This window comes from Azospirillum sp. B21, from assembly GCF_008364825.1.
Taxonomy (GTDB): domain Bacteria; phylum Pseudomonadota; class Alphaproteobacteria; order Azospirillales; family Azospirillaceae; genus Azospirillum.
The window spans coordinates 353898-372975 of the sequence record NZ_VTTO01000005.1 but is presented as its reverse complement, the minus strand read 5'-3'; the positions used below and the strand labels follow the sequence as shown (position 1 = coordinate 372975).

The following is a 19078-nucleotide window of genomic DNA, read 5'->3' as shown; positions in this document are numbered from 1 at the left end:
ATGGAACTGATCCTTTCGCTCGGCATCGGCGTGCTGACCGGCTCCGGCGTGTGGCTGCTGCTGCGGCCCCGCACCTTCCAGGTGATCGTCGGCCTGTCGCTGCTGTCCTATGCCGTCAACCTGTTCATCTTCTCCACCGGCGGCCTGCGGACCGGCGCCGAACCGATCCTGGAGGGCGGCCGGGCCGGCAACCTCGCCATGCATGCCGATCCGGTGCCGCAGGCCCTGGTGCTGACCGCCATCGTCATCGGCTTCGCCACCACCGCCCTGTTCCTCGTCCTGCTGCTCGCCGCCCGCGGCCTGACCGGGACCGACCATGTCGACGGAAAGGAGAAGAGCCGGTGACCGGCTGGATGGATCACCTGACCATCGCGCCCATCGTCCTGCCCATGCTGGCGGGTGCGGTGATGATGCTGATCGACGAGCGGCAGCGCACGCTGAAGGCCGTGATCGGCATGGCGTCGGCGCTCGCCCTTCTGGTGCTGGCCGTGCTGGCGATGACGGTCGCGGACCAGGGCGCGGCCGGCGTCCGCGTCTACCGGCTGGGCGACTGGCCGGCCAATTTCGGCATCGTGCTGGTTCTGGACCGCTTCGCCGCGCTGATGCTGGTGCTGACCGGCATTCTGGGGGTGGCCGCCCTGCTGTTCTCGCTGCCGCGCTGGCAGAAGGCCGGCGCGCATTTCCATTCGCTGTTCCAGTTCCAGCTGATGGGGTTGAACGGCGCCTTCCTGACCGGCGATCTGTTCAACCTGTTCGTCTTCTTCGAGATCATGCTGGCCGCCTCCTACGGGCTGGCCCTGCACGGCTCGGGCCTTGCGCGGGTGCGGGCGGGGCTGCACTACATCGCCATCAATCTGTCGGCCTCGCTGCTGTTCCTGATCGGCGTCAGCATGATCTACGGCATCTCCGGCACCCTCAACATGGCCGATCTGGCCGGCCGCGTCGCCGGGCTGGCGGCGGAGGATCGCGGACTGCTGGAGGCCGGGGCGGCCATTCTGGGCGTCGCCTTTCTGATCAAGGCGGGGATGTGGCCGCTGGGCTTCTGGCTGCCCAACACCTATTCCACCCTGGGTGCTGCCTCTGCCGCCATCGTCTCCATCCTCAGCAAGGTCGGCGTCTATGCCGTGCTGCGGCTGTGGCTGCTGGTGTTCGGCGACGGGGCCGGCGCCTCCTCCGGATTCGGCGGCAATGTCCTGCTGGTCGGCGGGCTGCTGACCATCGGCTTCGGGTCGATCGCCGTGCTGGCGACGCAGAGCATGGCGCGGCTGGCCGGGGCGAGCGTGCTGGTTTCGTCCGGCACCCTGCTGGCCGCCATCGGCGCCGGGCAGCTGTCGGTGACCGGCGGCGCCCTGTTCTATCTCAGCAGCTCGGTTCTTGCGGTCGCCGGCTTCTTCCTGGTGGTGGAGTTGGTGGAGCGCGGACGCGCCGTCGGTGCCGACGTGCTGGCGGTGACCCGCGAGGCGTACGGCGAGGGCGATGACGAGGATTCCGACGATGGCGGTGCCGGTGTCGCCATTCCGGCCACGATGGCGATTCTCGGCATCGGCTTCATGTCCAGCGCGCTGCTGCTCGCCGGCCTGCCGCCGCTGTCGGGATTTCTCGCCAAGTTCGCCATCCTGTCACCCCTGCTGGCCGCCGGACCCGACGTGCCGGTCACCACCTGGGTGCTGATGGCGGCGCTGGTCCTGTCCGGGCTGGCGACGGTGGTCGCGATGACGCGTGCCGGCATCGACGCCTTCTGGGCCTCCCCCTCCGATGAGGCGCCGCGCGTGAGGGTGGCGGAGATTGCGCCGGTTCTGCTTCTGCTCGCCCTCAATGTGGCGCTGACCGTCCAGGCCGGGCCGGCGATGCGCTACATGGAGGACACCGCGAGGTCGTTGCATGCGCCGCGCGACTACACCGGCGCCGTGAAGGCCGTTGCCCGCACACCCGGAACGACGGGAGGCACCCAATGAGGCCGGCGATGAGCAGATGGCTTCCCTACCCCATGATGACCGCGACCCTGCTGGGGGTCTGGCTGCTGCTGAACGAAAGCGTGGCTCCGGGCACGATCATCCTCGGCGGCGTGCTGTCGCTGGCCACCGCCGCGACGCTGAACACGCTCGGCCTTCCGGGCGGACGGCTCCGCCGGCCGCGGGCCGCCGTGTCGCTTCTGCTGCTGGTGCTGGTGGACATCGTCCGCTCCAACATCGCCGTCGCGAAGATCATCCTGCGGCCGGGCAAGGGAGAGCGGGTGTCGGGTTTCCTGCGCATCCCGCTTGACCTACGGGCACCCTACGGGCTGGCGACGCTGGCCTGCATCCTGACCGCCACCCCCGGCACGGTGTGGGTCGCTTATGACCGGTCGCGCAACACCATCCTGCTGCACATCCTCGACCTTGTGGACGAGCAGGAGTGGATCGACCTCATCAAGGGGCGGTACGAGACGCGGTTGATGGAGCTGTTCGAATGATCGTCAAACTTCTGATGGGAACGATCTTTCTGACCCAGATCCTGCTGGTGACCGCCATGGCCTTCGCGGCCTTCCGGGTGCTGCGCGGACCACGGGCGCAGGACCGCGTGCTGGGGATGGACACCCTCTATGTCACGGCGACCATGCTGTTGCTGACCTTCGGCATCCGCACCGGCAGCATCCTGTATTTCGAGGCGGCGCTGATCATCGCCCTGCTGGGATTCGTGTCGACGGCGGCGCTGGCGAAGTTCCTGATGCGGGGGGAGGTGATCGAATGACCCATCTGGCCGAGATACCCGCCTGGGCGGCGGTCCTGACCGCGGTGCTTCTGCTGACCGGCGCCGTCCTGACGCTGATCGGGACGGTCGGCCTCTTGCGCTTCGACAGCTTCTACCAGCGGGTCCACGCCCCGACATTGGGGTCTACGCTGGGGATCGGCTGCATCCTGCTGGCCTCGATGCTGTTCTTCTCGGTGCTCGAATCGCGCGCGATCATTCACGAGCTGCTGATCACCGCCCTGATGGTGGTCACCACGCCAATCACCCTGATGCTGCTGGCCCGCGCCGCCCTCTACCGCGACCGCACGGAGGGAAGCGACGAGGTGCCGCCGCCGCCTTCGGATTGACCGGGCTTCCTCAGATCCACCGCAGCCGCCCCATCAGCTGCGGATTGTCCCAGTTCGGCTGCCGGTCCTCGATCACCACGCGATGGGGCAGGGGCATGTCGCTCTCCAGCACCACCTCGACCCAGCGCGGCACCAGCTCGTTGTTGAGATCGTCCAAAATGGCGAGCGCCAGCGCCTCCAGCCCGTCCGTGAAGCCGGCGAACTCCGCCAGATAGGCGGCGACGGAGGCCGGCTCCGGCACCAGCCGGTCGGGCACCAGACGCAGGGTCAGGCGCGTACCGGCCATCGGTTCCCCGCGCAGTTCCACCAGATAGTCGTGGCGGGCGTCGGGGGAGGGGCGGGTGGTCAGGCGCTCTCGTCTCATGCGGAAACTCCAAGCCCGGCCTGCCCGGCGCGGGTCAGCTTCACCCAGCTGCGGGCGCCGGACTGGAAGGATAGCCCGCCGCTGTAGCCCACCGCCCGCACGCTGTCGGCGAAGACCTGGATCAGTTCCACCCGCAGCTCCGGCGGCAGGGCGGCGTGGCTGCGCAGGATCAGGTCGAAATGGTTCGGCCGCACCAGCCCGTCCAGCTGCATCGGTCCGAAGCGGCTGAGGTCGAGATCGATGAGGAAGCGGCTTCCGGGCTTGGCGCGCGGCCTGCCGTCGCCCTCCTCGTCCTCCTTCAGGGGATGGACATGCAGTTTGATCGGCTTCGGGCCTGTGGAATCCATCAGCGGGATGGTGTAGCTGCGCCAGTCGCCCGGCAGCGGTTCCGTGGCCTCGCGGCGCAGCCCCTCGAAATCCTTCTCCAGCCGATCCAGCAGGTCGCGCCGCCCGGCCTTGTCGAGCGCGGAGGAGGCTTCGTCGCCGAGCCAGCCCCGGGCATCGCCGCCGCGCATCGCCGCCAGGAAGAAGCCCAGCGCCGCGGTCAGCTTGCGGTTCGGCTGCGGCATGGTCGCCAGCATCGACTTGGCCAGCGCCGGGTCGGACGCCGCCAATGTCGCCATCAGCTGCCGCATCGCCGGCCAGTCGCGCTCGCCGAGCGGCCCCGGCGGGCCGGGCAGGGTGGGAGCCGCCGCCTGGGTCGCCTGGGCGAGGTCGGTGAGCGCCGCGGTGACCTTGGCGCCCGGCGGCAGGCTGGCCGGGACGTTGAGGGCCAGCATGCCCTGTTTGGTGGCCAGGATCGGCTGACCCTGCGGCGTGCTGCCGGCGACCGTGCCGCGCAGGACCGGGGTGTCGGGCGGAAGGTTGGGATCCGCCGCTTCCGTAGAGGGTTGGCCGCCGGCCTGAGCGCTGGTCTGGTTTCCACCTGGCCCGGTTCGTCCCCCGGCCTCGGGGGGCCCGAGCGGTGGCGGTTGTTGCGGAGGCGGTGTGACGGTCAAAATCTTCAACGCCACCGTGGCGCCGCGTGGCAGGTCGGGCGGCTCGGCAGAGGAACCGGCGGCGGGGGCGGCGGGGCGGTCCGATGTCGCCGGAGACCCGGCACCGGGGTGCGCCGCATCGCCGCCCAACTGGACCGGTGTGCCGAATGTCGCGCTTCCCCCGCCCCTTGGCGGTGCCGGCATGGAGGAGGTGGCGGGTGCTGGTGTGGCGGGTGCCGCAGTCTCGGGTTTGGCCGGTCCGACCGGGTTGGCGCCGGCTGGGGTGGGGGGTGCCGGTTGCGGTGCGCCGCCGCCGGTTGGTGTCGCCGGCATTGGCTTGGCGCCCGATCCGCCGGCGATCACCAGCGCCGGCACCACCGTGCCGGGCAACAGAGGCGGCAGGGCCGGCACCGTGCCCGGGATGGGGGTCGGCAGCAGGATGGCGGGAGTCGCGACGTTTCCGGGTGCCGGGCTGCCTGCGGGCGGGGCTGCGGCCGTCCCGCCTGCCGCCGTGCCGGCCCCCGTCGTGCCGGTTGGCGTCCCCAGCGCCTGCAGCAAGATCAGCGCCGTGGGCTTGGCCGGGATCGTCGCGGGTGTGGTGGGCGTTGGCGTGCTGGCGCTGGGCGTGATCTGAACGGTGACCGGCTTGTCGGGCGGCAGTTCCGCCTTGCTGTCGAGCAGCAGTTCGCCCGCCGCCGTGCGGACGCGGGTCAGACCTTCCGGAGTCTGGCCGGCGACGGTGCCGGTCAGCACCACCGGGCGGGTCACCTCCGGCAACCGCTCGGGCAGCCGGACGACCGTGGCCTCGGCCGTGACGGGTGCGGGCGTGGCGGGGGCCGCCACGGCGGTGGCGGCAGCGGGCGTGACCGATGGTGGGAGCGCCCCGCCCATCGGTCCCGTTACTTGGAGCCGGCCAGCAGCCGCTGCACGATCGCCTCGACGTCGCGCGCCGCGTCGCAGGCGGGCGAGCGGGTCAGCAGCGGGGTCTGGTTGCGGATGGCGTCGCGCACCTTCAGGTCGCGGCGGATGATGCCCGCCAGCGCCGGCTTGTATTTCAGGAAGTTCTGGCAGGCCTTCAGGATGGTGCCGTAGGTGCGTTCGCCGTCCTTCACGCTCTGCGCCATGTTCACGACGATCCGCAGGTCGGCCGACGGGTTGGTGGCGTGGGTCAGCTTGATGAAGGCATAGGCGTCGGTCAGCGAGGTCGGCTCGTCCGTCGTCACCACCAGGGTGGTGCCGGCCGGGCCGGACAGGGTGCGCACCGTGCGGTCAACGCCGGCGCCCATGTCCATCACCACCCGGTCATAGCTTCTGGCCAGTTCCAGCAGGTCGTTGCGCAGGCCCGACAGGCGCTGGCTCGGCAACTGCGCCAGCGTGCCCGATCCCGACCGTCCGGCGATGATGTCGAATCCCGTGTCGGGGAAACGCTGCGCCGCCTTGGCCAGCGTCACCTCGCCGTTGATGACGGCACCCAGATCGTTCTTCGGCGAAAAGCCCAGCTGGATGTCGACGTTGGCGAGGCCGAGGTCGCCGTCGAACAGCAGGGTGTTCATTCCCGCCTTGGTGAGGGCGTGGCTGAGCGTGATGGAGAACCACGTCTTGCCGACGCCGCCCTTCCCGCTGGCCACGGCGATGACGTTGGCGCCGCGCAGCGGGCGAACGTTCTTGAGGGCGGCCGGGAACACCGGATCGGTCATGGCAGGGTCCTCGACGAGGGGGAACTGGAGGCTTTTGCCTTGGTTGCGGATTTTGCGGTTGCGGGTTTCGTTGGCTTGGCGGCGGTGGCCCTGCGTGGTGGCGGGGGTGGCGGCGCCGGCTCGATCTCCGGCTCGTCGTCCTCCGGCTCATAGCCCCGCCCGAAGGTCGGCTTGCGCATGGGCGTATGGTCCGGCTCATGATCCGGTTGCCCGTCGTCTTCCTCGTCCCAGTCCGCGGCACGGGCGGTGCGGCGCGGTGCCGATTCCTTGGCGGCGGGCGCCTTCTCCTCGGCCGGGATCATCATGCGGGCGAGCGCCAGCGGGTTCAGGGCGGTCAGCCCCTCCGCCACCTTGGACGATACGCTGGCGTCGCAGAAGGACAGTCGGGCGCGGGCGGCGATCGCCAGCAGGCTGCCCAGCCGGCGGGCCATGTCCAGCCGGGTGACCAACATCCGCCGCACGCCCACCGCCTTGAAGGCCAGCGCCATGTCGGCGGCCTCCAACGCGTCCAGCCCGGCGGGCAGGACCAGCACCGGCTCCACCTCCCCGGCGCCGAGCAGGGCGCGGAGATCCTGCATGTCCTCGGCGTCGAAGGGGTTGCGGCCGGCGGTGTCGACCAGAACGAGGTCAGTCTTGCGGTGGACCTCGAAGGCGCCGGCCAGCGCGTCGGGGTCTTCCACCGTCGCCAGCTTCAGCTTCATCAGCCGGGTGAAGGCGGCCAACTGGTCCACGCCGCCTGCGCGCACCGTGTCGGTGGTGATGACGCCGACCGACCGCTTCTTGAAGACGGCGCGGGCCGCCAGCTTGGCCGCGACCAGCGTCTTGCCCGATCCCGGCGGGCCGACCAGCGCCAGCGGCTTCACCGGGCTGCGCCCGTCCGGCAGCGGATTGAAGGTGAAATAGGAATCGAGCGCCGAGCCCAGCGCCAGCCGCGGATCCTCGGTGTCGAGGCCCGACGCGGCGTCGATCAGCTGCTCGGCCAGGGTGGCGGGGACGCCGTGGCGCTGCAGGGCGTCGGCCACCACCTCGCCCACGTCGATCTCGGGTTCGACCGGCTTCGGCGGGGCCTTTGCCCGGCCGCCGCGCGCACCGCCGGAGACGGGGGCAGCCGGCAGGTCGTCCTCTTCCACCGCCGCCGTGACGCGCACGCCGCCGCCTTCCTCCTCGCGCGTCGCGACGATGATGGCGTCGTCGCCCAGCGACTGGCGCACCATCCGCATGGCATCGGACATGGTCTTGGCGTGGAAGGACTTCAGCCGCATCGGCGGTGCCTTCCGTCAGGCAAGGGGGAGAGAACGGCGCGCGCCATCAGATCTGCCCCAGGGTCTTGATGCGGGCCTTGGGGTGGATCTCGTTCTGGGACATGACCACGGTAGCCGGCCGGAACCGCTCCACGATGGAGCGGACGAACGGCCGGATCAGCGGGCTGGTCAACAGAACGGGGCTCTCGCCCATCATGGCATGTCGCTCGAAGGTTTGACGGACGGAGGTGATGAACTGCTGTAGGCGGGACGGGGCCATCGTCAGCTGCCGGTCGTCGCCGTCGCCCACCAGCGACTCGGCGAACGCCTGCTCCCATTCGGGCGACAGGGTGACGAGCGGGATGAAGCCCATCTCGTTCGTGTTCGCGTCGCAAATCTGCCGGGCAAGGCGGGACCGCACATGCTCGGTGATCTGGGTGATGCTGCGGGTCTGGCTGGTCGCTTCGGATACCCCTTCCAATATGGTGGGAAGATCCCGGATCGAAACGCGTTCGGCAAGGAGATTCTGCAACACCCGTTGCAATCCGCCCACAGTGATCTGATTCGGCACCACATCGGCGATCAGCTTCTGGTGTTCCTTGTCGGTCTCGTCCAGCAGCTTCTGCGTCTCGGTGAAGGACAGCAGCTCCTGCATGTTGTCCTTGATCAGTTCGGTCAGATGGGTGGTGACCACGGTCGACGGGTCGACCACGGTGTATCCCTTGAACAGAGCCTCCTCGCGGTATCCGGGCTCGATCCAGATGGCGGGCAGGCCGAAGGTCGGCTCCACCGTCTGTTCGCCGGGCAGGCTCATGGCGTCGCCGCGCGGGTCCATCACCAACAGCATGTTGGGCCGGATGTCGCCGCGCCCGGCCTCGATCTCCTTCACGCGGATGATGTAGGTGTTGGGCGGAAGCTGCAGGTTGTCCTGGATGCGCACGGCCGGCATGACGAAACCGACCTCGCCGGCGATCTGCCGGCGCAGGCCCTTGATCTGGTCGGTCAGCCGGTGGCTGCCCGCCTGCGGCTGGTTGATCAGTGACAAGAGGCCGTAGCCCAGCTCCAGCCGGATCAGGTCGATGGCGAGCGCGGTGGAGATCGGTTCGTCCGGTACCGGCCCCGCTCCGGGCATGCCGCCCGGCCCTGCGCCGGTTGCTGCCTCCTCCGCCGCGGCGGCCTCCTCCGCCTCCTTTTTCGCGCGCAGGCGCGGCATGTACCAGGCGGCGGCGCCGACGGCGGCGATGACCGGGGCCAGCGTCAGGATCGGCATGCCCGGCAGCAGGGCCAGAACGCCGATGGCGCCGGCCGACAGGGCCAGTGCCTGGCTGTGGCCGGTCAGCTGGCCGACGACCGCCTTGTCGGTCGAGCCGCCCATGCCGGCCTTCGACACCAGGAAGCCGGCGGAGATCGAGATCACCAGCGCCGGGATCTGGGAGACGAGGCCGTCGCCGATGGTCAGCTTGGTGAAGGTGTCCAGCGCCGTCATCACCGGCATGTCGTGGCGCAGCACCGCGATGGTGACGCCGCCGATGATGTTGATGAACATGATCATCAGGCCGGCGACCGCGTCGCCCTTGACGAACTTCGACGCACCGTCCATGGAGCCGAAGAAGGCGCTTTCGTCCTCCAGCTCCTTGCGCCGCGCGCGCGCCGTGCCTTCGTCGATCATGCCGGCCGACAGGTCGGCGTCGATCGCCATCTGCTTGCCGGGCATGGCGTCGAGGGTGAAGCGCGCCGCCACTTCGGCGATGCGGCCCGAACCGGCGGTGATGACCTTGAAATTCACGATCGTCAGGATGGCGTAGATGATCACGCCGATGACGAAATCGCCGCCCATGACCAGGCTGGCGAAGGCCTCGATCACATGGCCGGCGGCGGATGTGCCCTCATGCCCCTGCGTCAGGATCAGGCGCGTGGAGGCCATGTTCAAGGACAGGCGCAGCAGCGTGGTGATCAGCAGGATCGTCGGGTAGGAGGACAGCTCCAGCGGCTTTTCGATGAACAGCACCACCATCAGGATCAGGATGGAGATGGTGATGTTCAGCCCCAGCATCATGTCGAGCATGACGCTGGGCAGCGGCATGATCAGCCCGACCACGACGATCAGGATGCCGATGGCCATCGCCACGTCGCCGCGCTTCAGCGACGACTTAGCGACCGCCCACATCTCGCCGAAGGCGGCCATGTTGCCGGGACCGCCGCCCCCGCCGCCGCCTCCGCTATTCTGTTCCGTCAGCGCCATGGATGCTCCCGCCGCTCAGGGCCCGGTCCCGGACCGGCCGTCAGGCCGTCGCCCGTTCGTCGTTGCCCGGGGTGGGCACGCTGCGGCCTTCGTCGCCATACTGCTTCAGCTTGTTGCGCAGCGTGCGGATCGAGATGCCCAGGATGTTGGCGGCATGGGTGCGGTTGCCCAGGCAGTGTGTCAGCGTCTCCAGGATCAGGTCGCGCTCCACGTCGGCCACCGTGCGGCCGATCAGCGCCGCCAGACCGGCACCGGTCCCGCCGGCATTGGCCGCGGCGGCGGCGCCGCTGTTGGCGGCCATGCCGTAGGGGCCGGCCTTGCCGCCCTTGGGCGGGCCGTAGCTGGTCGGCAGGGCGCCCGGCGGCGGAACCACCAGGGGCGGGGCGGCGGGCGGCTGGGGCACATGCGGCTGCGCAGCGGGCACGGTGCCGCCGGGGCCGGCGAACGGGTTGGCGACCGGCGAATCGGCGGGGATGGAGGCCTGGGCGCTGCCTTCCGGCGCCAGCAGCTTGCTGGTCAGCATGATGGCTTCCGGCCCGACCTCTTCGCCCCGCGACAGCAGGACGGCACGATGCATGGTGTTTTCCAGCTCGCGCACGTTGCCGCGCCAATGGTGGGTCTTCAGCATCAGCAGGGCGTCCTCGGTCAGGCGCTTGTCGCCCAGACCGTTGGCCTCCGCGTATTTCTTCAGGAAATGCTCGGCGATCATCGGGATGTCGGCCGGGCGTTCGCGCAAGGACGGGATCGCCACGCTGAACACGTTCAGGCGGAAATACAGATCCTCGCGGAAATTGCCGGAGCGGACCTCCGCCTCCAGGTTCCGGTTGGAGGTGGCGATCAGGCGGACATTGACCTTTACCGGCTGGCTGGAGCCGATGCGGTCGATCTCCTTCTCCTGGATGGCGCGCAGCAGCTTGGCCTGCAGGCGCGGATGCATCTCCGACAGCTCGTCCAGCAGGAGAGTGCCGTTGTTGGCCTCCTCGAACTTACCCAGACGCCGGGCCACCGCGCCGGTGAAGGCGCCCTTCTCGTGTCCGAACAGCTCCGATTCCAGCAGATTCTCCGGGATGGCGGCGCAATTCACCGCGACGAAGGGCTCGTTGGCCCGCCGGCTCTTGCGGTGGATGAAGCGGGCCATCAGCTCCTTGCCGGTGCCGCTCTCGCCGGTGATCATCACCGAGGCGTCGCTGGGCGCCACCTGCTCGGCCAGCCGCAGGGTCGCCAGCATGGCCGGGTCGCTGCAGACGATGGAATGGCTTTCCTCGGCCACCGCCTCCAGCACCGCGGCGATCAGCTCGGCATTGGGCGGCAGCGGCAGATATTCCTTGGCGCCGGCGCGGATGGCGCGCACGGCGGCGGCCGCATCGGTGCCGATGCCGCAGGCGACCACCGGGATGGTGATCCGCTCCGACTTCAGGCTGTCGATGAAGGTCGCGATGTCCAGCTTGACGTCGATCATCACCAGATCGGCACCGGCGGCGGCACGCAAGGCGTTCAGCGCCCCTTCGATGCTGTCGGTGTGCGACACCTTGGCCCCGCGCTTCATGGCGATCTTGCCGGCGGCGGTGATGTAGCCTTCCAACGTTCCAACGATCAGCAGACGCATAGCCTTACGCTCCCACTCTCGGGGCTTCCCGGTCGAAATACTGGATCCGCTTTCCAGGCGGCAGGACGGCATTCAGGAGCATCTCCAGACGCCGCGGATTCTCCTGGCGCGCGATGGATACGGCGCCGATGGTAAAGAGGGTCTTGACCAGCGCGTCCTCCTCAGCCGACCGCTCCACCTTGGCGGCGAGCGGGGAGAGGACGACGTTGCCGAGCACGGCCCCGTAGAAGGTCGTCAGCAAAGCCAATGCCATTGCCGGCCCGATGGCCGACGGGTCGCTCAGGCTGCCCAGCATCTGCACGAGGCCGACCAGCGTGCCGATCAGCCCCATGGCCGGCGCCACTTCCGACGCGCGGCGCAGCACGCCGGCGCTCTTGCCCAGGGCGCCCGCAGTCGCCTCGACCTCGCCGGTCAGCATCTGCTCGATGGTGTCGGGCGGATGCCCTTCGGTGATCAGGGTGACGCTGCGGTGCAGGAAGGGCTCGCCGCGCAGTTCCGGCAGGACGTTGCGCAGGGTCTCCGGCCCGGCCCGGCGGGCGGCCTCGGCCAGCAGGATCACCTGCCGCGCCACTCCCTTGGGGTCGAGCGTCTGGTGGACCAGCACCGCCGCCGCGCTTCGCCACGCCACCGCCACGTCGCCCAGCGAGAAGGAGGCGGTGGTGACCGCCAGCGTCCCGCCCAGCACGATCAGCAGCGACGGCGGGTCGAGGAAGGCTCGCGCCGAACCGCCGGTGGTGATCGCCAGCAGGATCACCGCCGCCGCCGCGGCAAGCCCGACCAGGGTCGCCACGTCCAGCCCGCCGCGCAGCCGCACGCCCCGCCCCGGAGCGGCGGCGGCGGGTGCCGCCGGCTGCGGCTGGGCCGCCTTGGCGCGGGATGCGGCGCTGTCGGACGGAATCGCCATCAGCCCCGGTCCGACTTGATGATTTCCGTCATGGTCACGCCAAGCCGGTCTTCCACCACCACCACCTCGCCGCGGGCGACCAGACGGTTGTTGACGTAGATGTCGATGGCCTCGCCGACCTTGCGGTCCAGCTCCACCACGGCGCCGCGGCCCAGCTTCAGCAACTGCGCCACCTGCATGGTCGACTTGCCCAGCACCGCGGAGATCTGGACGGGGATGTCGTACACCGCCTCCAGATCCTTGGCGATTCCGGGGCTGGCGTAGTCGTCGCCATCACCACCGTGCAGGTCGTTCAGCGAGAAATTGTCGCTCGGCATGTCGGTCTCGGACCTCCTTCAATCCGGTCACCCCTTAGACGGGGGCCGGAGCCTCCAGCATGTGCGCGGCACGGCGTTCGATCTCGGCCAGCAGCTGGGCGGTGTCCCGCTCCATGCCGCCTTCGGCCCATTCGATGCGGCAGCCGCTGGGCGCGATCGACGGGTCGCCAATCACCATCAGCTTGGCGCCGAAGCCGCGCGACCCGACGGTCTGGTCCAGATGGTCGCGCACCAGCCCCATCGTGTCCTCCGCCACCCGGATGACCAGCCGCGGCTCGTCGATCAGGTCGGTCAGGCAGTTGCGGACCATCGCCTCCACCTCGGCCATGCCGCCGCGCCGGGCCCATTCGGGCAACAGCTTGCGGACGATGGCCAGCGCCAGATGGACCGGCTGTTCGGAGCGCATGGCGTTGCCCGCCTCGCGCTCCGCCAGCAGGCGGGATACCCCGTCGGCGATCTGGGAGAGCGCGCCGGCGATGCGGTTGTTCACCGTCGCCTCGACCTCCGCCTTGCCGCGCTCGTAACCGGTGTTCTGACCGGCGGCCATGCCGTCGGTGAAGCCCTTGCCGTATCCGGCGGCCGTGCCCTCCGACTTGCCGGCGGCAAGCCCTTCCTCGTAGCCCTGGGCGCGGGCCGCGGCCAACTCCTCCTCGCCGAAGGTCGGCGCGGGCGGCAACTCCGGTTCCGGCTCCGGCTCCGGCGGCAGGGCGAAGTCCTCCTCCGGTAGCAGATCGTCGTCCTCCACATGGGTCATGCGGGGCACGGCGTCCACGTCGAAGGACTCGTCGAAGAGGAATTTGCGCACGCTCATCGCCGCGGCCCTCCCTCAGAAGACGGTATGGAAACGGAGGCCGGCATGGCTCAGCTCTCCTGGTACAGCCAGTTGCGCAGGATCGAGACCGCCTCTTCCGGGTGCTTGTCGACGATCTCGCCGACCTTGCGCAGGGACGACGCGCGGACGCGGCCTTCCACCCGGTTGATGTCGATCATCTGCTCCAGCTCCTCGTCGGCCTGCGCCGCTTCCAGCGCCAGATCCTGGGCCAGCGCGCCGGTGGGGGCGGCGAGCGCGGCCGGCATGCCGGCCTGATCGGTCAGCAGGCGGTCCATCTCGTCCTCCTCCTGCATCTCCGCCTTCTCGAAGGCGCGGGAGATCAGCGGGCGGATGACCAGCAGGATGATCAGGACGGCGACGATGCCCAGGACCACCATCTCCGCGATGCGGAACAGGTCGTCCTTGGTCATGCCCATGAACAGCTCTTCCGGCTTCTGGATGTCGTCCTCGGGCGACCAGAAGCGCAGGTTGATCACCTCCAGCGAGTCGCCGCGCACGGCGTCCAGCCCGACGGCGGACCTAACCAGCGCCTTGATGCTCTCGATCTCCTGCTCGCTGCGCGGCTGGTAGGCCGGCGGAGCGTCCTTGGAGGTCTGGTAGGTGCCGTCCACCAGCACGGCGACCGACAGGCGGCGGACGGTGCCGGCCTCGCGCACATGCGACTTGGTGGTCTTGGTGATCTCGTAGTTGATCGTCTCTTCGTTGCGGTTCGACTTGTTCGACGACAGCGGGCTGGCGCTGCTGCTGGCCTGCGATGTGGGCAGGTTCTGGTCCACCGTGACCGGGGCCAGCGGGTCGCGGTCGCTGCTCTCGTTCGATTCGGTCACCGTCTGGGTGGAGCGGACGACCTGGCTTTCCGGATCGAAGATTTCCGACTGTGTCGTGATGCGGTCGAAGTCGAGGTCGGCCGACACCTCCGCCCGGACCTTGCCGTAGCCGAGCGTGCGGCCCAGCAGATCCTCGATGGTGCGGGCGAGCCGACCCTCATAGGCCTGCTTCTTCTCCTCCGCGCTCGCCATCATCGCCTCGGCGGTGTCGCTGCCGGTGCCGCGGGCGAGCAGCTTGCCCTTGTCGTCGACGATGGAGATGCGGTTGGGGTCCAGGTTGGGGACCGAGGCGGCGATCAGCTGCTGGATCGCCTGGATGTTCTCGCGGCTCAGCTGGGCGCCGGGGCGCAGCTTCAGGAAAACGCTGGCCGTGGCCGGGTTCTGCTGGCGGGCGAACAGCTCGCGCTTGGGCAGCACCAGATGCACGCGGGCCTGCTGAACGCCGTTCAAGGTCTGCACCGTGCGCGCCATCTCGCCCTCCAGCGCGCGCAGGTGGTTGATGTTCTGCATGAAGCTGGTGGCGCCGAAGCCTTCGCCCTTGTCGAACAGCTCGTAGCCGACCGAGCCGCCGGACGGCAGGCCCTGCGCCGCCATGCGCATGCGCATCGGCCCGACCTGATCGGCCGGGACCATGATCTTGGTGCCCGTCTTGTCGACGGTGAAGGGGACCTTCGCCTCCTCCAGCTTCTTGGCGATCGCCGCCGCTTCCGTCTGCTGGAGTTCGGCGTAGAGCAGCTCCATCTCAGGCGTGGACAGGCGGGTCGTCAGGTAGACGAAGAATCCGATCAGCAGCAGCCCGACGCCGCCGATCGCCGCGAGGCGGGCGGGCCCGAGATTGCGCAAGGTCTGCAGCAGGTTGTTCACGCGCGGTCCCCGATCGGAAGTCTCCCCGGCATTCTCTTGGCATCGGCCGCTTCGCTGATGCAAAACGGTTTTTGCAAGTTCCGCGCCGGGCTTGCCTACGTTGGGGCATGCTGCGGCGTCTTGATGAAGAGAGGGTTAATCGGCGGCAGTTTTTGCCGGGCGCCCGGCAAAATATGCCTAGTGCCCCACAAATGTTGCAGCCCTGCGACGGTACCCCGTGGCAACCGTGGGTCACAATGCCGCAGTGGATTTGCGCCGCATCGGATTTTCAGCTTGAGCGGTGCCGGACCGCCGCCGCGACCGTGGGTAGGGCGATACCAGTCCTTGCACGAAAAGAGTGTATGCGCGAGTGGTGTCGTACGAATCCCGCGAAAGTTTTACTGTCCAAAAGAGGTATCCGGCCGAGCGGCGGTTGACATCGGCAGGTGCCGGTCATAGCTGAGTTGCATTCCGAGCCCGCAACCGGCCGATTCGTCTTGCCCGCCGACGTCTTTCCAGCTTCGACGCCGCCTGCGACGCGTTCCGGTTCGACGGGCCAACCGGTGTCCCGGTGAGCGTCGACACGGTTCGGCGGCCGGGACCTGTACAGGATCGAAGGGGGAGAGCCATGAAACGGCGTGGCCGCGAAAAGAAGGAAGGCCTGAACGAGGTCGATGTGTTCGTCGGCCAGCGCCTGCGGGAGCTGCGCATGCTGGCCGGCCTCAGCCAGAGCGACGTCGCCTCCGCCCTCGGGCTGACCTTCCAGCAGTTGCAGAAGTACGAGCGCGGCTTCAACCGCGTGTCCTCCAGCCGGCTGTTCAAGCTGGGCCAGTTCTTCCGCGTCCCCGTCTCCGTCTTCTTCGAAGGGCTGGAGAACCGCCAGCCGGCGGCCGAAGGCAGCGAGATGCCGACGGCCGGGGGCGGCGAGGAGCAGGAGAACACCCTGCAATCGCGCGAGGCGCTGATGCTGGCCCGCTATTTCCAGAGCATCCGCGACCCGCAGATCCGCGCCGCCATCCGCGAACTGGCGGAGCGCTGCGCCGAGCAGCAGACGGACGGCGGTGGGGCGAGCGCTGCGCCGGCCGTCAAGCGCGGCCGTGCCCGCCGGGCGGAGCAGGGCGGCCACGCCTGACCGCTGCCACCGGCCTTGGCGCCTGACGGTCTCAGGCCGGCCGCAGGCGCCGGTAATGCTCCAGGAAGTCGGCCAACGCCTCTTCCGGGCCGAGCGGCACGATGGCGGCCTCGTCCGGGGCCGGCAGGTCGCGCCAGTTGACGCGGTGCGGCGCGCAGAGGTCGCGCAGCTCCGTCGCGAGTGCCCGCTGATCGGCCAGCTTGACCGCCTTCGGCTCCGGGTGACGGAAGCCGAAGCGTTCGGCGAGAGCGCTCTTGATCGGTTCCACTGCCTGCCGGATGGCGTCGCGGCCGATCCGCACCTTCCACGGCGTCGGCCAGTCGCCGGTGAAGGCCTCCTCGCAATCATGCATCAGCGCGTCGTAGGCATAACCCTCCGGCGCCAGGCGGCTGGCCAGGACGCAGTGCTGGGCGACGCTGAAGAAGGCTTGCGTGTTGCCGACGAAGCGGCACTGGTAGGCCAGCGGGCGGGCGATGTCCTCTATGTCGAACGGGCCGAAGTCAGGCCGCTCCAGGTCCACCGTGCGGCCCGAATAGGTGATCATGACCGCGGTCGGCTCGGGCACGTCGAGCAGATCGAACTGGTCCGGATGGGTGATGCGGGGAGACCCGCTGCGTCGTTTCGGCGTGGCTTTCTTCATCCCCGAATCTCTAGCAGATCGGCCGTTCCCCGCTCAACCGCCCGTCCGTACGCCCCTCAATCGTAACTGCCCGCCGGTTCCCGCACCAGGCTGCTGGTGGCGCCGACGGTGGTCTCCAGCAGAGGGAGCAGGGCGGCGACCCTGTCGATGTCGGCCGGGTTGTCGTTGATGGCGCGGGCGATGGCGGCCATGCGCGGCGCGCCGAAATTGGCGGCCAGCCCGGACAGGGTGTGGGCGGCCTGCTTCAGCTCCTTCGGGCGTCCGGCCTGCAGGGCGGAGCGGATGGCCGTCAGTTCGCGCAACGCCGTCTCCGGCAGAAGCTGCATCATGCCGTCCAGCGCCTCGCCGCCCAGCGCCAGCCGCAGTTCCGCCAGCTTCACCCGGTCTAGCAGCGGCAAGGCCATGAAGTGGCCGCCCTCCAGTGCCGGGCGGCTGGGGATCGGCACCACGCGCCCGTCCTCCGGCCGGGTTGCCAGATCCACCAGAACGGCGTTCAGCTGCTCCCAGTCGATGGGTTTGGTCAGGTAGGCATCGAGCCCGGCGGCCATATGGCCGTCCCGGTGTTCCGGCAGGGCATCGGCGGACAGGCCGACGATGGGGATGCGCGCCACCGGGCCGTCCATCCGCCGGATCGCCCGCGCGGTCGACCGCCCGTCCAGCACCGGCATCTCCATGTCCAGGATCAGCACGTCGTAATCGGCCGCCTTGACCGCGTCCAGAACCGCCCGCCCGTCGTTGACCGCGTCGATGCGGTGGCCGATGCGGGTCATCATGGCGGTGATCAGCATGCGGTTGATGTCGTTGTCCTCGGCCAGCAGGAGCCGCAGGGCGACGGGGCTCTGCTGCGGCTCCTCCGCCGACGTGGGCAGCAGGCCGCGGGTGCCCAGATCGCTGACCGGCTGGGCTTCCGCCATGCGCGTCCTGATCGAGAAGCGGAAAGTGGAACCGCGGCCGGGCGCGCTGGCGACGGTGATCTCGCCGCCCATCGCCTCCACCAGCCGCTTGCAGATCGCCAGCCCCAGCCCGGTGCCGCCGTATTTGCGGCTGGTCGAGGCGTCGGCCTGGACGAAGGCGTCGAACAGCCGTCCGCGCTGCTCCGCCGTCATGCCGATGCCGCTGTCCTGCACCTCGAACCGCAGCGTGACCGGCAGGGAGGCCGGGGCCGTTGCGCTCCCATCCACAGGCGCGATGGGCGGATCGGGCGACCATACCGCGATCTCGATGGCGCCGCGTTCGGTGAATTTGATGGCGTTGGACACCAGGTTGAACAGCACCTGCCGCAGCCGCGTCGGGTCGCCGCGGATGTGGCGCGGCGTATCGTCGGCGATGGAGGCGGACAGGGTCAGTCCCTTCGCCGCCGCGCGCACCAGGAAAAGCTGGACCACGTCGTCGACCAGCCGGGGCAGGGAGAAGTCGATCTCCTCCAGCATCAGCTGCCCGGCCTCGATCTTGGAGAAGTCGAGCACGTCGTTCAGGATGGTCATCAGCGTGTCCGCCGACGACCGGAGGGTCCGCACGAAGGATTTCTGCTGTTCCGACAGGCCGCTTCCCATCAGAAGGTCGCCCATGCCGATCACCGCGGTCATCGGCGTGCGCAGCTCGTGGCTCATCATCGCCAGGAAGCGCGACTTGGCGCGGCTGGCATTTTCCGCCGCCATCTGTGCGGCTTCGGCCTCCTCCCGCGCGCTGTCCAGCTTCTCGGCCAGCGCGAAGGTCTCCGCCGCCAGCCGGGTCAGCTGCTCCTCGGCGGCGCGCAGTTCCTGTTCCGACCGGCGGCTGCGGGTGACGTCGGCGCAGGACGCGGCGATCCAACGTGTCGCCCCATCCGGCCCCGGCACCGGCCGCAGGGTCAGCGCGTTCCAGAAGGTGCTACCGTCCTTGCGGTGGTTCAGTACCTCCACCGACAGCGGGCGCGCCTCCGCCAGGGCGGTGCTGATCGTCGCGGCGGTCTCCGGATCGGTGTCCGGCCCCTGCAGGAACGAGCCGTCGCGGCCGATCACCTCGTCCGCCCGGTAGCCGACGATCTCCAGGAAGGCGCGATTGCAATAGACGATCGGCTGGCCGGGACGCGTCGCGTCGTGCACCACGATCCCGGCGCCGCTGGCCTCCACCACGGCAGCGAGCATCGCCGCGTCGGGCGAGGCGCCGATGGGCAGGGCGGGATTGGCGGGCGGTGCGGTCACAGGGCGGAAGGTCCTTCTCCGGTTCCGGCCGCAAGGATAAGGCGTCGCGCTGGCGATTGCCATTCCCCCCGGCGCGATTTGTGCGGCCCTGCCTTCGCTAACGCAATTCCGTTAACGACTGTGCAACGGTGCATTACAAAAACTGTGACCGACGGCGGCCGGCACGAGCGCCGGAGGCAAACGGGCCAAGCGGAGA

The 19078-nt window shown here is 69.3% G+C and carries 18 protein-coding genes; 6 read left to right on the top strand and 12 right to left on the bottom strand.

Annotated elements, in window-relative coordinates; translation table 11 throughout:
• Genes FZ983_RS15135 through mnhG form a run of 5 tightly spaced genes read left to right on the top strand, consistent with a single transcriptional unit; the run spans position 1 to position 3077 of the window.
• Positions 1-345 (top strand): Na+/H+ antiporter subunit C, encoded by a 345-nt coding sequence (locus tag FZ983_RS15135; RefSeq protein WP_108546972.1) that lies wholly within the window; start codon positions 1-3, stop codon positions 343-345.
• On the top strand, positions 342-1955 hold the full coding sequence (locus tag FZ983_RS15130) for a monovalent cation/H+ antiporter subunit D (protein ID WP_247883765.1): 1614 nt from the start codon (positions 342-344) through the stop codon (positions 1953-1955). The genes FZ983_RS15135 and FZ983_RS15130 overlap by 4 nt, the downstream gene beginning before the upstream one ends.
• Before the next feature lie 8 nt (positions 1956-1963).
• Entirely contained in the window at positions 1964-2452 is a 489-nt protein-coding gene (locus FZ983_RS15125) for a Na+/H+ antiporter subunit E (RefSeq protein WP_149224328.1), read from the top strand.
• Complete coding sequence (locus FZ983_RS15120; protein ID WP_149224327.1) at positions 2449-2730, top strand: K+/H+ antiporter subunit F; 282 nt, start codon at positions 2449-2451, stop codon at positions 2728-2730. Before FZ983_RS15125 ends, FZ983_RS15120 begins: the two co-directional genes overlap by 4 nt.
• Positions 2727-3077 (top strand): monovalent cation/H(+) antiporter subunit G, encoded by a 351-nt coding sequence (gene mnhG / locus FZ983_RS15115; RefSeq protein ID WP_149224326.1) that lies wholly within the window; start codon positions 2727-2729, stop codon positions 3075-3077. Before FZ983_RS15120 ends, mnhG begins: the two co-directional genes overlap by 4 nt.
• A 10-nt stretch (positions 3078-3087) precedes the next feature.
• Here mnhG and FZ983_RS15110 read toward each other — a convergent pair whose 3' ends face one another.
• Genes FZ983_RS15110 through fliF form a run of 10 tightly spaced genes read right to left on the bottom strand, consistent with a single transcriptional unit; the run spans position 3088 to position 14948 of the window.
• Entirely contained in the window at positions 3088-3441 is a 354-nt protein-coding gene (locus FZ983_RS15110; RefSeq protein WP_149224325.1) for a hypothetical protein, read from the bottom strand.
• Positions 3438-5309, bottom strand: coding sequence for a hypothetical protein (locus FZ983_RS15105; RefSeq protein ID WP_149224324.1), 1872 nt, complete (start codon positions 5307-5309; stop codon positions 3438-3440). The genes FZ983_RS15110 and FZ983_RS15105 overlap by 4 nt, the downstream gene beginning before the upstream one ends.
• An 8-nt stretch (positions 5310-5317) precedes the next feature.
• Positions 5318-6115 carry a MinD/ParA family protein gene (locus FZ983_RS15100; protein WP_108546967.1) on the bottom strand — a complete coding sequence of 266 codons (798 nt, stop codon included), beginning with the start codon at positions 6113-6115 and terminating at the stop codon, positions 5318-5320.
• Positions 6112-7377, bottom strand: a complete 1266-nt coding sequence (locus FZ983_RS15095) for a GTPase (protein WP_149224323.1) — start codon at positions 7375-7377, stop codon at positions 6112-6114. Before FZ983_RS15095 ends, FZ983_RS15100 begins: the two co-directional genes overlap by 4 nt.
• A 46-nt stretch (positions 7378-7423) precedes the next feature.
• Complete coding sequence (gene flhA / locus FZ983_RS15090) at positions 7424-9598, bottom strand: flagellar biosynthesis protein FlhA (RefSeq protein WP_149224322.1); 2175 nt, start codon at positions 9596-9598, stop codon at positions 7424-7426.
• Between the two features lie 40 nt (positions 9599-9638).
• Positions 9639-11204, bottom strand: coding sequence for a sigma-54 dependent transcriptional regulator (locus FZ983_RS15085; RefSeq protein ID WP_149224321.1), 1566 nt, complete (start codon positions 11202-11204; stop codon positions 9639-9641).
• Positions 11205-11208: 4 nt separating this feature from the next.
• A complete protein-coding gene (locus FZ983_RS15080) occupies positions 11209-12108 on the bottom strand; it encodes a MotA/TolQ/ExbB proton channel family protein (protein ID WP_149224320.1) in 900 nt (299 codons plus the stop codon).
• Positions 12108-12425, bottom strand: coding sequence for a flagellar motor switch protein FliN (gene fliN, locus FZ983_RS15075; RefSeq protein WP_111069733.1), 318 nt, complete (start codon positions 12423-12425; stop codon positions 12108-12110). Before fliN ends, FZ983_RS15080 begins: the two co-directional genes overlap by 1 nt.
• Positions 12426-12459: 34 nt before the next feature.
• Positions 12460-13236 (bottom strand): FliH/SctL family protein, encoded by a 777-nt coding sequence (locus tag FZ983_RS15070; RefSeq protein ID WP_149224319.1) that lies wholly within the window; start codon positions 13234-13236, stop codon positions 12460-12462.
• Positions 13237-13286: 50 nt separating this feature from the next.
• On the bottom strand, positions 13287-14948 hold the full coding sequence (gene fliF / locus FZ983_RS15065; protein WP_149224318.1) for a flagellar basal-body MS-ring/collar protein FliF: 1662 nt from the start codon (positions 14946-14948) through the stop codon (positions 13287-13289).
• Between the two features lie 607 nt (positions 14949-15555).
• Here fliF and FZ983_RS15060 point away from each other — a divergent pair.
• Positions 15556-16059 (top strand): helix-turn-helix transcriptional regulator, encoded by a 504-nt coding sequence (locus FZ983_RS15060; RefSeq protein WP_149224317.1) that lies wholly within the window; start codon positions 15556-15558, stop codon positions 16057-16059.
• A 31-nt stretch (positions 16060-16090) separates the two neighbouring features.
• Here the strand turns inward: FZ983_RS15060 and FZ983_RS15055 are convergent, their stop codons facing one another.
• Entirely contained in the window at positions 16091-16699 is a 609-nt protein-coding gene (locus FZ983_RS15055; protein WP_149224316.1) for a transcriptional regulator, read from the bottom strand.
• A 56-nt stretch (positions 16700-16755) separates the two neighbouring features.
• Positions 16756-18882 (bottom strand): ATP-binding protein, encoded by a 2127-nt coding sequence (locus tag FZ983_RS15050; RefSeq protein WP_149224315.1) that lies wholly within the window; start codon positions 18880-18882, stop codon positions 16756-16758.
• Between the last annotated feature and the right edge of the window lie 196 nt (positions 18883-19078).